At 61.3% G+C, this 13797-nt stretch carries 10 protein-coding genes and 2 pseudogenes; 9 read left to right on the top strand and 3 right to left on the bottom strand.

From position 1 onward, the window contains the following. Positions 1 to 82: 82 nt before the first annotated feature. Positions 83 to 1114 (bottom strand): LysR substrate-binding domain-containing protein, encoded by a 1032-nt coding sequence (locus HB778_RS21250; protein ID WP_183456712.1) that lies wholly within the window; start codon positions 1112 to 1114, stop codon positions 83 to 85. On the opposite strand from HB778_RS21250, the pseudogene HB778_RS41545 reads away from it, so the two are divergent. From HB778_RS41545 to HB778_RS21290, 9 genes and pseudogenes are all read left to right on the top strand, one after another. Then, a pseudogene (locus HB778_RS41545) lies at positions 1113 to 1313 on the top strand (Rieske 2Fe-2S domain-containing protein); the annotation flags it as partial. The gene HB778_RS21250 and the pseudogene HB778_RS41545 overlap by 2 nt on opposite strands. A gap of 79 nt (positions 1314 to 1392) precedes the next feature. After that, a complete protein-coding gene (locus HB778_RS21255; RefSeq protein WP_244661550.1) occupies positions 1393 to 2154 on the top strand; it encodes an aromatic ring-hydroxylating dioxygenase subunit alpha in 762 nt (253 codons plus the stop codon). Continuing rightward, on the top strand, positions 2151 to 3287 hold the full coding sequence (locus HB778_RS21260) for a 2Fe-2S iron-sulfur cluster-binding protein (RefSeq protein WP_183456714.1): 1137 nt from the start codon (positions 2151 to 2153) through the stop codon (positions 3285 to 3287). Before HB778_RS21255 ends, HB778_RS21260 begins: the two co-directional genes overlap by 4 nt. A gap of 122 nt (positions 3288 to 3409) precedes the next feature. After that, the gene (locus HB778_RS21265) at positions 3410 to 4453 is read left to right on the top strand and encodes an aminotransferase class I/II-fold pyridoxal phosphate-dependent enzyme (protein WP_244661551.1); all 1044 of its coding nucleotides are present in this window, start codon (positions 3410 to 3412) and stop codon (positions 4451 to 4453) included. Beyond that, positions 4450 to 5946 (top strand): FAD-binding oxidoreductase, encoded by a 1497-nt coding sequence (locus HB778_RS21270; protein ID WP_183456718.1) that lies wholly within the window; start codon positions 4450 to 4452, stop codon positions 5944 to 5946. The genes HB778_RS21265 and HB778_RS21270 overlap by 4 nt, the downstream gene beginning before the upstream one ends. Before the next feature lie 115 nt (positions 5947 to 6061). Then, positions 6062 to 7987 (top strand): DUF2817 domain-containing protein, encoded by a 1926-nt coding sequence (locus HB778_RS42825; RefSeq protein ID WP_432421269.1) that lies wholly within the window; start codon positions 6062 to 6064, stop codon positions 7985 to 7987. Between the two features lie 79 nt (positions 7988 to 8066). Continuing rightward, positions 8067 to 8864: a transporter substrate-binding domain-containing protein gene (locus tag HB778_RS21280; protein ID WP_095197964.1), complete on the top strand. Its 798-nt coding sequence runs from the start codon at positions 8067 to 8069 to the stop codon at positions 8862 to 8864. 81 nt (positions 8865 to 8945) lie between these two features. Further along, the gene (locus HB778_RS21285; protein ID WP_183456722.1) at positions 8946 to 9653 is read left to right on the top strand and encodes an ABC transporter permease; all 708 of its coding nucleotides are present in this window, start codon (positions 8946 to 8948) and stop codon (positions 9651 to 9653) included. A 4-nt stretch (positions 9654 to 9657) separates the two neighbouring features. Next, a complete protein-coding gene (locus HB778_RS21290; RefSeq protein WP_095197962.1) occupies positions 9658 to 10386 on the top strand; it encodes an ABC transporter permease in 729 nt (242 codons plus the stop codon). 124 nt (positions 10387 to 10510) lie between these two features. On the opposite strand, the pseudogene HB778_RS21295 reads toward HB778_RS21290, so the two are convergent. Both HB778_RS21295 and HB778_RS21300 read right to left on the bottom strand, forming a co-directional pair. After that, positions 10511 to 10996: pseudogene (locus HB778_RS21295) on the bottom strand (SDR family NAD(P)-dependent oxidoreductase); the annotation flags it as partial. A 126-nt stretch (positions 10997 to 11122) separates the two neighbouring features. Then, positions 11123 to 13423, bottom strand: a complete 2301-nt coding sequence (locus HB778_RS21300; protein WP_244661552.1) for a mechanosensitive ion channel family protein — start codon at positions 13421 to 13423, stop codon at positions 11123 to 11125. Positions 13424 to 13797: the final 374 nt, after the last annotated feature.

A 13797-nucleotide genomic window follows, 5' to 3' on the forward strand; every position in this document is an offset into this window, starting at 1 on the left:
AAGCGGCTGCACACGACGATGCGCTGCACGAGGCTATTGGTGCGCTTGATCAGATCGTCGCCGAGGGCATCGGTTTCAGTGCTCAAGAAGCATCCAGCCGCTTGGAGATTGAAACGACCCAAGCACGCAGTTCCGGCCCGAATGGCTTGTCCAGCGCCGCACGATCCCAGGCAAGGAAATAGGCACCGGGCAGTCGCACGCGCTCGTTGAACGGCACGATCAGCCGGCCGGATGCAATGTCCTCTGCGGCCATGGACAATTGAGCAAGGACAAAGCCTTTTCCATTGATCGCGGCGTCGATCGCGGCACTCGACAATGAGAACGCCACTTCACCGGAAGTCCTCCGGTGCGACGCACCAATCCCGTGCGCCCACTCCGCCCAGCTCGGCGGTGATTGATGGTCCCGTGCCCATTCTATGCCGAGCAGGGGAAAATCAAGGATATCCGAGGGCCTCTTCAAGGGGCGGTTGGCCAGCAACCCAGGCGCGCAGGCGGGGACCACCCAGTCCGTGAACAACTCGGCGTAGTGATCGAACTCATGAACCTTCGCGCCGTACGAGATCCGGAAATCCACCTGGTCATCACCAAAACGCGGCTCTTGCTCGGCGCCGATCAGCCGCACGGTCGCTCCGGCATGGACCGTCTGCCAATCCAGAAGCCGTGGCGCCAGCCATTTGCTGGCAAGCGAAGGCAGACAAGAGATGGTGAGCGCGCTTTCCGAACGCGCCCGCTCGACAATGTGCTGCGCGTCGCGAAGCTGTTCGAAGCCTGAAGAAACGGCCGCGTGATAGGTTCGCCCCCAGGACGTCAGCGCGACACTCCTGCCACGGCGTTCAAGCAAGCTGAGGCCGAGCGCATCTTCGGCCTTGCGGATTTGCTGGCTGACCGCACCGACGGAAACGCCAAGCTCTTCGGCGGCGGCGGTAACGCTGCCGCGTCGGCCGAAAGCCTCGAAGGCCTCGATCGCACGGAGGGGGAGCGCTTTCTTCACCTGGGGACAATCCTGGGGTCGGTTTGTTTTAGCATTTCTAAAATAGAACGCAGATGCAAGCCCTTTGTCGCTCCCTGCCCGAGAGCTATCAGTCTGGCGATCGCAAGCTCGGGAGGACGCCATGTTTCTTCGAAATTGTTGGTACGTAGCGGCATGGGACGCGGAGGTCGGCGAGGGGCTCAAGCCTGTGCGCATCCTCGGCGAAGATATCGTCCTCTATCGCAAGACCGACGGCGTCGTGGCCGCACTTGAGGATGCCTGCCCGCATCGCAAGTTGCCGCTGTCTATGGGTCGCATCAAGGGCGATATGGTCGAGTGCGGCTATCACGGGCTGACTTTTGACAGCACCGGAACCTGCACCCGCGTGCCCGGGGCGGAAAAAGATACCCCATGTGGCCTGCGTGCGTTCCTATCCGATTGCCGAGCGCTACGGCCTGCTGTGGGTCTGGATGGGCGAGCCGCAGAAGGCCGATCCCGCCTTGATCTTCGAAGTCGACCACTGGGGCGATCCGGCATGGGGCGTCAATCGCGGCGAGTCGATGACGCTCGATTGCAACTACCTCTACATGACTGACAATTTGCTGGATCCGTCGCACGTCTCCTGGGTCCATCAGTCGTCTTTTGGCGGTGTCCCGGCGATGGAAGACGTGCCGCTCGAGACCACCGTGGGCCCGGACGGGGTGACCGTGTGGCGCTGGATGGTGGATGTCGAGCCAGCGCCATTCTACGCGCCGTTCCTGAAGTTCTCAGGCCATTGCGACCGCAAGCAGCACTACGAAGTGCGCTACCCCAGCAACGCCATCATCAAGGCCATCTTCGTGCCCGCCCGTACCGGTGGCGAAGGCAAGCCGTACCATGAGGATGTATTCCTCATGGACAGCTACAACTTCATGACGCCCGTCGATGAGAACCAGACGAAATACTACTGGTTCCAGATGCGCAACTTCGCGCCCGCCGACCAGGAGGTCTCACGCCAGTTCGCCACATCGGTGCGCGGGGCATTCGACGAAGACCGCGCTGTCTTGAATGCCGTGCACAAAGGCATGGCCAACAAACGGACACCCAATCTCGATCTCAAGATCGATGTCGGACCGATGCGCTTTCGTCGCAATCTTTCAAAACTCATTGCCGCCGAAAGCCAGCAATTGGCCGCGGCCGAATGAGCTCATTGTCCGCCCGCGCAAGTGTGGAACGAAGCGGGTTTCGCGACCTGAAAGTCGTCGCGAAGGTCAGGGAGAGCGCGATCATCACATCGTTCCTCCTCGAACCGGTGCAGGCGCAGGGCTGGCGGCCGTACCAGCCGGGCCAGTTCCTGGTGTTCCGCATTCCCGCTTCGAAGCAAGCGGCGGGCGCAAAGGACTATGTGCTGCGAAACTACAGCGTCTCCGGCCCGCCGAGCGTCGTCGGCACTTACCGGATCAGCGTCAAGCGGGAGGCCCCGCCCAAGGCGGGCTTACCAGCCGGGCTGAGTTCCTGCTTCCTGCACGACCAGATCGAAGTGGGCGATGTCCTGTCGGCCGAAGGGCCGCGCGGCGATTTCGTTCTCGACTCCGGCAGCAGCCGGCCCGTTGTCCTGCTCAGCGGTGGCGTAGGCCTGACGCCAATGGTTTCGATGCTGCATGCCCTTTCATCGACACCGGATCCTTCGATATCGGATCGTCGAGTGGTCTTCATCCACGCCTGCGAGAACGGGGACGTTCATGCATTGCGCGACGAGGTGTCGGCCTTGGCGGCCACACGGCCCGGCGTCACGGTTCACTTCTGCTATCGCTCACCGACGGAGCGCGACAAATCGGACCGGAAATTCCACAGCGAGGGCCTGGTTTCGCGCGAAATGCTCCAGCGTCTTTTGCCGCTCGACGACTACGACTTCTACCTCTGCGGTCCGCCGCCTTTCATGCAAGCTGTCTACGCGATCGTGCGGGACCTTGGCGTGCCGAAAGCGCGCGTCGCCTACGAGTTTTTCGGCCCGGCCACGGTGCTCGATGTCGCGCAGACACCTGCCATAGCCCCACCAAGGGTGGAGATCGAGCCAGACGGCAAAGCCGTTGCGGTCGAGTTCCGGAAATCGGGGATCAAGGCTGCATGGGACGGTGTGTCATCCCTGCTCGAATTCGCCGAGGAGCAAGGCCTGGAACCGGAATTCAGCTGCCGCGCCGGCGTCTGCGGCACGTGCAAGTCGCGGCTGATCAGCGGTGAGGTCAGCTATTTCGAAGAGCCGCTCGACGAGCTTGAGCCAGGGGAAGTGTTGCTGTGCTGCTCCAAGCCGCGCGGATCTGTCGTCCTGGATATCTGATGGATGCCATCCGCCGAAAGAGCGTATCGGAAAGGACGTCTGGATTGGAAAATTCGCGCACATCAAAGTCAAAACTTCTCTTCAATCCGTATGTCGCCTCGTTGCCTCCATACAATGCGGGCATGAACATTGCGGTGGCGCGCACGCTCAGCGGTCGCCAGGACATCGCCCGGCTGGCCAGCAATGAGAATCCCGACGGCTGTTCTCCAACTGTCATGAAGGCGCTTGCATCGCCGTCGTTCGAGCCATGGCGCTATGCCGATCCGGCCTGCACGGCGTTGCGTGCGGCACTTGGCGAGAAAGTGGCGATCGACCCGGGTCTGATCGTTGTCGGCAACGGATCGGAGGAAATGATCGCTGCGATTTCGCGCGCCATACTCTCGCCCGGCGCCTGCGTTGTCACGACGGTGCCGAGCTTTGGTCTGCACGAAATCGAGCCCCTGGCGGTCGGCGCCAAGGTGGCCAAGATTCCCATGACCGCAGAAATGGGATTTGATCTGCGCGCACTCGAAGCCGCGATCGCTGAGGAGCCGAGGATCGTTTTCATCTCATCGCCCTGGAATCCCGTGGGACCAGGCCTCGACCACGCCGCCCTGCAACGCCTCATTGCAGCCGTTCGGCCTGGAACGCTCTTTGTTCTCGACGAGGCTTATTTCGAGTTCTCCGATCCGGGCGCGCCCGACGGCATCGAAATCTTGCGAGACAGCGACATCGACTATGTCGTCCTTCGGACATTTTCCAAAGCCTATGGCCTGGCCGGACTGCGCGTCGGTTATGCCCTGTGTTCCAGCGTTGAACTCGCGGCGGTGATTGCCGCCGCGAAAACGCCGTTCAACGTCAACGGGGCGGCACAGATCGCGGCCATCGCCGCGCTGGCTGACGAAGGCTGGATGAGAGCGTCGTCCAGCCGCGCAAGAGCAGAGCGGGAGCGTGTCGCGGCCGCACTTGCCGAGCTCGGCTTCCGGGTTGCGCCGTCGCAGACCAATTTCCTTTTCTTCGATTGCAACGGCGACAGTGCGCGCCTTGCGGCCTCGCTGCTTGGGCAGGGGATCATCGTCAAGGCATGGCGCGAAAGCGGGTATGAGCGCTATATGCGCGTCACAATCGGCTCGCCTGCCGACAATGACCGGCTGATCGCAACCCTTCAGGGGCTCGCAGGCCAATGAAAGCTGCCGCGGTCGCAAGCCATGACGAACGTATCGGCAATTTGGTGCCCCTTCCGCTGATTGAAAGCCTTCGTACCATCGTCGGCACTTCGAACGTGCGTATCGCCGAGGTCTCCGGGACGATCGAACAGGACGCCGCCATCATTGTGTTGCCAGCCTCCACAGATGAGGTTGCCGCGGTCGTTCGTGTCTGCTGCCAGTACGAGATCCCGGTGGTGCCTCTCGGTGGCGGGACGGGTCTTGTCGGGGGAAGCATTTCGCATATTGGCGAGATCGTCCTTTCGACGGCACGCATGAACCGGATCGAACGGCTCGATCCGGTTGAGCGGACTGCAGTCGTCGATGCCGGCGTCACCCTGGAAGAATTGCAAACGGCAGCAAGAGTCCATGGTCTGGAACCGGGTATCGATCTGGCCGCGCGGGGCTCCGCGACGATCGGCGGCATGGTGTCCACCAACGCCGGTGGGATGATGGCGTTTCGCAATGGCGTCATGCGCCATCGGATCCTTGGTCTCGAGGCGGTGATGGCGGATGGTTCTGTCTATTGCGACCTCACCAGGGTGGTGAAGAATTCCGCTGGCTATGACCTCAAGCATCTCTTCATCGGCGCTGAAGGAACGCTTGGCATCGTCACCCGCGTCGTCGTCAAGCTCGACCCGTCGCCCAAGGCAACCGCCACCGCACTTTTTGGGCTGCCTTCGGTCGAAGCGGCTCTCGAAACCATCCGTATGGCGTTTCAATCCAGCGTCGGGCATTTGCGCGCCGCCGAGGCAATGTGGAATACCTACTTTAGGCTGGCGACCTCGGCGTATGGCTGGTCAGAACCCGGTGTTGCGCTCGACCAGCCGATATTCCTCCTGCTGTCGCTTGGTGGCGCCCGCCAAGATGCCCTTCATGAGGATTTCGAACGCCTCTTTTGCGAAACCGTCGAGCGCTTTCCGGAGGCGACAGGCATCATCGCCAGCTCGCGGCGGCAGGAAAACGATCTGTGGCGGCTGCGGGAGGACAGCAGCGTCCTCTACCGCGTGCACCCGAGCGCACCATCGTTCGACGTATCCGTCCCGCTGTCGGAAATTCCGGACTATCTCGAAAGGGCCCTCGCTGGCCTTGTCGCGATCGAACCCGATCTTGTCCCGTATGTTTTCGGGCATCTCGCGGATGGCAATTTGCACATCATCCTGAACCGTCAGGGCCCGCTCCCCGAGCGCATGGCAGAAGCGGTCGAGCGCGTTCTCTATGACGGCCTGCGCGAGCTTGGCGGCTCCTTTTCCGCCGAGCACGGTATCGGATCCAAGCGCATCCATTCGCTCCTGGCAACGGCCGACCAGACCAAGCTCGCCACGATGGAACGGATCAAGAAGGCGCTGGACGGTCGGTCACTCATGAACCCTGACAAGGTACTGCCTGGCCATGGCTGGTTCGTCCGTTGTCCCGGACCGCCTGCTTCCGAAGTGCGCCGATCGCAACGTCAAAACGAGACCGCCAATGACTAGCCCCATCGCGAAATTGCATGGAACGGACAAGTTGGCCGAAGCTGTTGACCGTTTTGAAGGGGCCACGGCGCGGCACGATCATGCGACGCAGCCATACGCCGCCAGCTTCTCGGCGATGCGTGACAGATTCCGCAGGGCGGCGCAGCGCGCGGGCGCGGAATTGTCCGAATATGTCCATCCGTTGCATGGGCCGGATGGTGAGGTCCTTACGACCGATGTCGCGCTGTTGGGGCGGCGCGACGCGCAAAAACTGATCGTGCTCATTTCGGGTACCCATGGCGTGGAGGGCCCATTCGGCTCTGCCTGCCAGACGGCCTGGCTCAGCCAGAAAAGCCCATGGAAGCTGGACGCGGAAACGGCCGTCCTGGCAATCCACCTCATCAACCCCTGGGGAACGGCGTGGTCGCGTCGTGTCAACGAGGACAACGTCGATCTCAATCGCAACTTTATCGATTGGTCCGGCGGCACACCACCTGAGAACGATAGCTATGCCGGCCTCCACCACATGCTGGCCTACAGGGAATGGGAAGGACCGGATCGCACAGCTGCCGACGAGAAACTTCTTGCCACCAGAACAAGGCTTGGACAAGCCGGGCTGGCAGCCATCGTCGAAGCCGGTCAGTACGAATTTCCCGACGGACTGTTTTATGGCGGCGCCGGCCCCGTCTGGTCGAACCGGACGTTGACCGACATCCTGTCGACTTTTGCCGACGGCGCGCGCCATGCCGTCGTCTTCGACTTGCACACGGGTGCCGGACCCTATGCCTATCCAGCCCTGCTTTCGGTGGCCAGTTCCGAGCATCCCGGCATGGCCTGGGGCAAGTCCGTTTTCGGACCGACGCTGGCCACGGTCATCACCGGACCCGATGCGACGACCAGCACCGGCATCGCCGCGACCGCGACCGGTTATGTCTCCGAGGCCGTCGTCAGGGCCATGCCGCACGCGCGGGTGCTGCCGCTCGTGGTGGAATGCGGTACGCTGGACGGAGCCGCCGTCATGGATGCCGTCCAGGCCGACAACTGGCTGCATCTTTTCGGCCGGATCGATTCCGCCATCGGCAAACGGATCAAGGCAACGCTGCGCGGTGCTTTCATCCCCGACGATCCGGATTGGCAGCGGACCTGCCTGTCCACCAGCCTGCGATACTTCGATCGCGCGTTGACGGAGTTGCAGGCCGTCGAAGTGGCGGAAAGCAAGCCCGGCCAGGGCGGACAGACGCTGTCATCGGACAGCATTGCAGTGGCGGGTCACGTTCCCGCGGCCGCGGCGAAGGTCACGATACCAGCCGTGCAAATCGAAGACCTGCACAAGAGATTCGGTCCTCTTCTGGTGTTGAAAGGCGTCAATCTCACCGCCCACGCAGGCGAGGTGATTTCGATGATCGGTTCGTCTGGATCGGGCAAGAGCACGTTTCTGCGCTGCATCAATCTGCTGGAACAGCCGGACGGCGGTAAGGTCGCCATCGACGGCGAAGTCATCAAGATGAAGCAACTGTCGAACGGTCGTGCCGGACCCGCCGACATGGCGCAGGTCGAACGGATTCGGGCCCACGTCGGCATGGTGTTTCAGAGCTTCAATCTCTGGCCGCACATGACGGTGCTGGAAAACATCATCGAGGCGCCACGGCATGTCTTGAAGGAGCCTAGGGAAAAGGCTGTCGACCACGCCCACGCCTTGTTGAAGAAGGTCGGGCTCTCCGACAAGCACGCGCATTATCCCGGCCAGTTGTCGGGAGGCCAGCAGCAGCGTGCCGCGATTGCCCGCACGCTTGCGATGCGCCCCAAGGTCATCCTTTTCGACGAACCGACATCGGCGCTCGACCCCGAACTGGTCGGCGAGGTGCTGCGGGTGATCCGCCAATTGGCGGAAGAGGGAAACACGATGATCCTCGTGACGCACGAGATGCAGTTCGCGCGCGAGGTCTCCCACAAGATTCTGTTTCTCCACCAGGGAAAGGTGGAGGAGGAGGGAGCGCCGGCGGAGCTGTTTGGCAGTCCGCGCTCGGAGCGTCTGCGCCAGTTCCTGGCCCGGACGCTATGAGCGAAAGGCGCACCCTCGAAGCCTCCGGCAAATGCCGGGACAAGTCTACCAAAACGAACATCAAAAAGGGGAACTGACTATGAAATTGAAAGTCTTGTCATTGCTCGCATGTCTTGCGGCAAGCACAGGAAGCGCATTGGCCGCGGAAGGTGAACTGTCCATCGGCACTGAGGGCGCGTATCCGCCATGGAGCATGTCCGACGCCAACGGCAACGTCACCGGTTTCGACGCGGATGTCGGCGCTTTGCTCTGCACCAAGCTTGAAATGAAGTGCCATTTCGTCGTGCAGGCTTTCGACGGCCTCATCCCGGCGCTGAAGGCCAAGCGCTTCGATGTTATCATCTCGGGGATGTCGATCACCGCCGACCGCAAGAAAGAGATCAATTTCAGCGTTGGCTACGCCGAACTCGCCAACATGTTCGTCGCCCCGAAGGGCTCGGATCTTGCAGGCGTCACCGACGTCGACACGCTGCTGAAATCCCTCGCGGGCAAGAAGGTCGGCGTGCAGGCCGGCACGACCCACGCCCACTTCCTCGAGAAGCGTGCGCCGGATGCCGATCTGAAGACCTACGACACTCTTGACCAGATGCAGATCGACCTGGCGAGCGGCCGGATCGACGCGGCCTTTGCCGATCAATCCGCACTGCAGGACTTCCTGGACAAGCCCGACGGCAAGAACTTCCAGCTGGTCGGCGTGCAGATCAAGAGCACCTTCGACCCGACGCTCGGCGAAGGCATCGGCGTCGGCATCGCGCAGGAAAACACCGAACTCAAGGCCAAGATCGACAAGGCGCTTTGCGCACTGATCGCCGATGGATCGGTCGGCAACGCCAGCAAGAAATGGTTCAAGACGGACATTTCCAGGCCCTGCAACTGACGCGCTTCAACGCGCGGCGTCGCATGCGCCGGATCGGCGCATGCGACTGCCTCGTTCACACTTGGGAATAGAGCAACACAGATGGAATTCGGTCTCTGGCAGGTTTGGGAAGCTGGTTGGGTGACGGCCATTCTGCGCGGCGCTGCCGTGACGATCGCGGTGGGCTTGTCCAGTATGGTCGCCGGGCTGCTGATTGGCGTTGTCTGTGGTCTGATCAAATGGGCCAGGATATTTCCGCTCTCGCTCCTGGTGGACGGATATACGTCCGTGGTGCGGGGCGTTCCCGAGCTGCTCGTCATCTACCTTCTGTTTTTCAGTTCGGTTGAATTCGTCACGAAGGTCATCACGGCTTTCGGCTACGCCGGGCTGGCGGAAAGCGGCTACGCGTTCGTCATCGCGGTCATCGCCATCGGCGCGATCTCGGGCGCCTATTCGACCGAGGTGATCCGGGGCGCATTGGCGTCGATCCCCAACGGACACATCGAGGCCGCGCGTGCCCTTGGCCTGTCAGGTGGCCGTATCTTCCGCCGCATCATCGCCCCGCAGATGCTACGCATAGCTGTTCCAGGCATAAACAATGTCTGGCAGACCACGATCAAGGACACGGCCCTGGTTTCCGTGGTCGGGCTTCAGGAACTGATGCGCATTTCCTACATCGGCGCGAACTCCACACGCCATCCGTTTATCTTTTATCTGATTGCGGCTGTCGTCTATCTGGTCATCACGCTTGTCAGCCAGGCCGGCTTCGATGGGATCGAACGCCTGCTGCGGCTGCGGGCGAGGAGGTAGGACCATGGAACTCATCCAGCTTGCGGTTCCGGTTCTCCTAAAAGGCCTGTGGGTCACGGCCGCCCTGACGCTGGTCTCGGTGCTCATAGGCTTCAATCTCGGCCTGGGACTGGCGCTGATGAGGCTGTCGTCAAACGCCTTCGCGGCCGGCTTTGCCAAGTATTACAGCAATGTCTTTCGCGGCACGCCGCTGCTGGTCCAGATATTCATCTTCTACTACGGCCTCGGCGAGGTCAGCCTGATCAGGGACAACGCCGTTCTGTGGTGGGTGATCAGCGATGGTTCGCGCTGCGCCGTGCTGGCGTTGGCGCTCAACACCGCAGCTTACACGTCCGAGATCCTGCGCGGAGGGCTGATGTCGGTCCCGGCCGGCCTGGTCGAAGCAGCCCAGGCTTGCGGCATGTCGCGGATACTGCGCTTTCGCCGTATCGAGTTCCCGCTTGCGATACGCCAGGCGCTGCCGGCCTATGGCAACGAGCTCATTCTCGTCGTCAAGGGGACAAGCCTAGCCTCCACGATCACCGTGCTGGAAATCACCGGCTATGCCAAGCGGCTTATGAGCCAGACCTTCGCGATCTTCGAGATTTTCGCAATTGCGGGGGTCCTGTACCTGGTCGTCAACCTGTTGCTGATCGCGATCATCCGCTCGATAGAGCGGTACCTCATGAGGCACGAAGCACAGGCCCGCCAGGCCATTTCCACGCCGCGCATCGACGGATCGGCAGTGATTTAGAGAACGACCCGTAACCCACCATGGCGATTGATTTGCGATGGACAAATGCCCTGGTTGGAGTGGCGAGGGTACTTTTCGAGACGGCCTGAGCGCGCCGTGGAACGCTGCGAGGGCGCCAAAATCGTCAGGATGTGAACACACCGCCCGTGACGTTGATGCCTTGACCTGTCATGAACCGCGCTGCGTCCGAAGCCAGAAATACAACCACCCTGGCGACGTCGTCCGGTTCTTCCAGGCGCCCTAACGGGGTCTGGGCGACGTAGCTGTCGGTAACCTCTTGGGGTGTCATCCCTCGCAGCTTTGCTTCCCAGATCACTTCGCGCTCCTGCATGGCGGTGCGTACAAATCCGGGGCACACGGCATTGACGCGAATGCCTTTGGGCGCGAGCTCTCGTGCCAGCGCCTGCGTCCAGCCCAGAACCGCGAATTTGGACGCGGAGTAGTGGGCGAGAAGCGGAGCGCCAACCTTGGCGGCAAGTGAGGCCGTGTTGACGATCACGCCCGAGCCTTGCGCGACAAATTGCCGGGCCGCGATCTGATTGGTCAGAAAGACGCCTCGCGTGTTGACGGCAAAGTTGAAGTCCCATTCTTCGTCGGTGAGTTCGAGCGCCGGCGTTCGGTATCTACTGGCATGTAGCGTTTGACGCCAACGCCGCGTCCAACGGACCTCCGGCATACTACCGGCCGAATCTTTCAGAATCCCGTCAGGGCCGGTGAGGCTCGTGACGCTACTTTCCTACTCGGTTGTAGTGCTTTTCTTTCTGCGCCGATTGGTGTGCGATTGCGCGACGGCCATTCTTAATTCGGGTGTGATCTCCAAAGGCGCATTCTCTGCCTCGTGTGGGTTCTGCAGCCCCTGGACGTGGACGGTGGGGAACGGGAGTTCGATGCCCTGCTCCTTGAAGGCTTGGCGGAGGCGTAGGAAGAATCTGCCTTTCATGCTGAAGGCACCTCCCGGTCTGGTTGTGACCTTGACCCTCAATACGATGCCGTACTCGCCGAACTCCTGTACGCCCTGCATCTTGATCGGTTCGATCACCCAGTGTTTGAATTCTGGATCTTCCGCCAGTTCGAGGCCTATCCGCTTGATCAGCTTGCGCGCGAGCTCGATATCGGTGTCATAGCCGACGGTGACGTTGAACTTGTCGGTGACCCAGTCGCGGCTCTGGTTCTGCACCGCCCCGAGTTCGCCGAAAGGTATTGTGAACAACGGGCCACGATGGTGGCGCAGCTTCACCGAGCGCAGCGAAAAGCTCTCCACCGTACCCCTGTAGCTGCCCGATGAGATATATTCGCCGACACGAAAAGCATCGTCGAGCAGATAAAACACGCCTGAGATCACATCCTTGACGATGGTTTGTGCGCCAAAACCCACAGCGACGCCGACGACGCCAGCGCCGGCGATCAGCGGGCCGATCTGGATTCCAATCGAGGCGAGCATCATCAGCACCGCCATCACGATGATCACCGCGAGCAGAATGTTCTGGATGATCGGCAACAGCGTGTGCAGCCGCGCCTGATGCGGATCGAGGGTCAGGATGTCCTCATCGCCGATCACCGCATGCGGTGTGTGGATGCCCAGCTTTCGTTCGATCAAAGCTTTGATGATCGACCAGCCGAAATCGGCTGCAAGCGCAATGACCACGACATTGATCAAGCCGCTCAATATGAGCATGGTCGTCGTATCGCTCTCCCGCATGGATTGCATGTCCAGACCCCAGACACGCGCGAGAAAGTAAGCCGCCGCCAGGATCAAGATCATCCTGATACCGCGATCGATGACAGCGATCGTCACCGCCGGGATCGTCGGCCGGCCAGCATCTTCCGAACCCGGCCGCAGGACGAAATTAACCCCACGCTGCGTCAGCACGATTGCCAAGGGCAGGACGAATGCGGCGAAGGTGAACCAGAACCATGTATACAGGCCGGCGATGCGTTCCAGGAACAGAACGACGAAATAAGCGGTCAATAACCAGGTCACGCCCGCATGACCGCTACCGTGCGCACCATCCGCCGCCCTTCTTGGTCGCCGCCAAACGGCAAGCAGCCACAGAAACAGCATCACGAAATCGGCGCCCAGAGACAGGACCATCATTCCGTCCCGATCGATGCCGAGACCGGGCAAGAGGTTAAAGGCGGCGGCGAAGAAGGCGAAGACGCCGACGATCCGGGGTAGCCAATAGAACCAATGGTCAGCCGTTTCGTTGGTGATCGGCAAGGCGCGAACCTCGACGGCGTTCTCGACCTTCATGAAGGAAGGGACGAGCAGGGCTAAAACGTAAGTGCGCACGCCCCATGTGAAGACTGCAGCCATCAGAAATGTCAGCACAATCTCGCGGATCAGCATTGGCCAGTCGAACAGCATGAACGCGCCGGCGCTGCCCAGTGCGAACGAGACGATCAGCATGCTGGAATAAAGCAGGCGGCCACCAATCTTCTTGGCTCGCCCAATGGGCGTATCCTTCGATTGCGCGATGATCCAAAGACGAAATGGGCGGGTGAGCTTGTATGTCGCCCAAGTCAGTGCCAGGCCGGCCGCGATGAATATCGCAATCAGCACCAATACGCCGGCAGGCCCTTTGCTGGACATATCCTCCATGGTCTGTGCCCGAACGCGCGCGAACTGGCCTGGCAGCAGGGGCAAAGTGCGCACGATTCTTTCGATATGATGCTTGATCCGGTCGAGCGTCGAGGATGCCATCGTATTCATCTGGGCTGGTGCGGCCTCGGCGCCGGACGATGCGTCGGCCGGTGAAGCGCCTGCCGCGGCAGGCGCTGCCGTTGACCCGGCGTCCTGTTTTCGTTGTTCGGCCACCCAGGCCTTCACTGACGGATCGTCGAGAAGCTCGAACAGCTGTTTGACCCTCTCAGGCGGGACGGTCGCCGGTGACTGCGCCTGTGTCGGACCAGCCAACAGGAGGGCGATCCCAAAGACGAGCGGCCTGGCGATCAGGACAAACATCGCCGTCAGATCTACGAGACGCCATGCCGGGCGCGCCAGGTTCCTGGCTCCCAATCGTCGAATCATGAGTGGCATCGTGCTGTAACCTTCCGGCCAAATCGGCGAGCGACGACATCTATGCCCGCCGTTGCTCCTACCTTGAAGAAGCCGATGTTGTGGTGCAAGACGTCATCGGCTCGGGCTAGACCGTTGCGCCGGATACTTGGCGGTGTCTACTAGCCGCAGGGGCAGGGCATTTCGGTCTCGGTCCGGGTCTCCGGGCGTTCCATGAACCGGGCTCGGTGATTCCGGGCGCAGAACGCCGGCACCAGGATCCCAGGCCCATACTAGCGAGCGTGGGCGCTTGCCATTCAGCCCTGTCACCAAGTCTTTTGCCTGTCTCTAATTCGCCCCGACCTTGACAGAGCAGTGCTGCCAGCCGATGCCGTCATCCGTCTTTGACATTCGCC

This window comes from Mesorhizobium huakuii (genome assembly GCF_014189455.1).
In the GTDB taxonomy this organism is placed as follows: Bacteria; Pseudomonadota; Alphaproteobacteria; order Rhizobiales; family Rhizobiaceae; genus Mesorhizobium; species Mesorhizobium huakuii_A.

Excerpts from the sequence above, each read along its gene's own strand:
- HB778_RS21260 (WP_183456714.1), top strand. The coding sequence starts at position 2,151 with ATGAGCTCATTGTCCGCCCGCGCAAGTGTGGAACGAAGCGGGTTTCGC.
- HB778_RS21270 (WP_183456718.1), top strand. The coding sequence starts at position 4,450 with ATGAAAGCTGCCGCGGTCGCAAGCCATGACGAACGTATCGGCAATTTG.
- HB778_RS21285 (WP_183456722.1), top strand. The coding sequence starts at position 8,946 with ATGGAATTCGGTCTCTGGCAGGTTTGGGAAGCTGGTTGGGTGACGGCC.
- HB778_RS21280 (WP_095197964.1), top strand. The coding sequence starts at position 8,067 with ATGAAATTGAAAGTCTTGTCATTGCTCGCATGTCTTGCGGCAAGCACA.
- HB778_RS42825 (WP_432421269.1), top strand. The coding sequence starts at position 6,062 with ATGCGTGACAGATTCCGCAGGGCGGCGCAGCGCGCGGGCGCGGAATTG.
- HB778_RS21250 (WP_183456712.1), bottom strand. The coding sequence starts at position 1,114 with ATGGCGTCCTCCCGAGCTTGCGATCGCCAGACTGATAGCTCTCGGGCA.
- HB778_RS21290 (WP_095197962.1), top strand. The coding sequence starts at position 9,658 with ATGGAACTCATCCAGCTTGCGGTTCCGGTTCTCCTAAAAGGCCTGTGG.
- HB778_RS21300 (WP_244661552.1), bottom strand. The coding sequence starts at position 13,423 with ATGCCACTCATGATTCGACGATTGGGAGCCAGGAACCTGGCGCGCCCG.
- HB778_RS21265 (WP_244661551.1), top strand. The coding sequence starts at position 3,410 with ATGAACATTGCGGTGGCGCGCACGCTCAGCGGTCGCCAGGACATCGCC.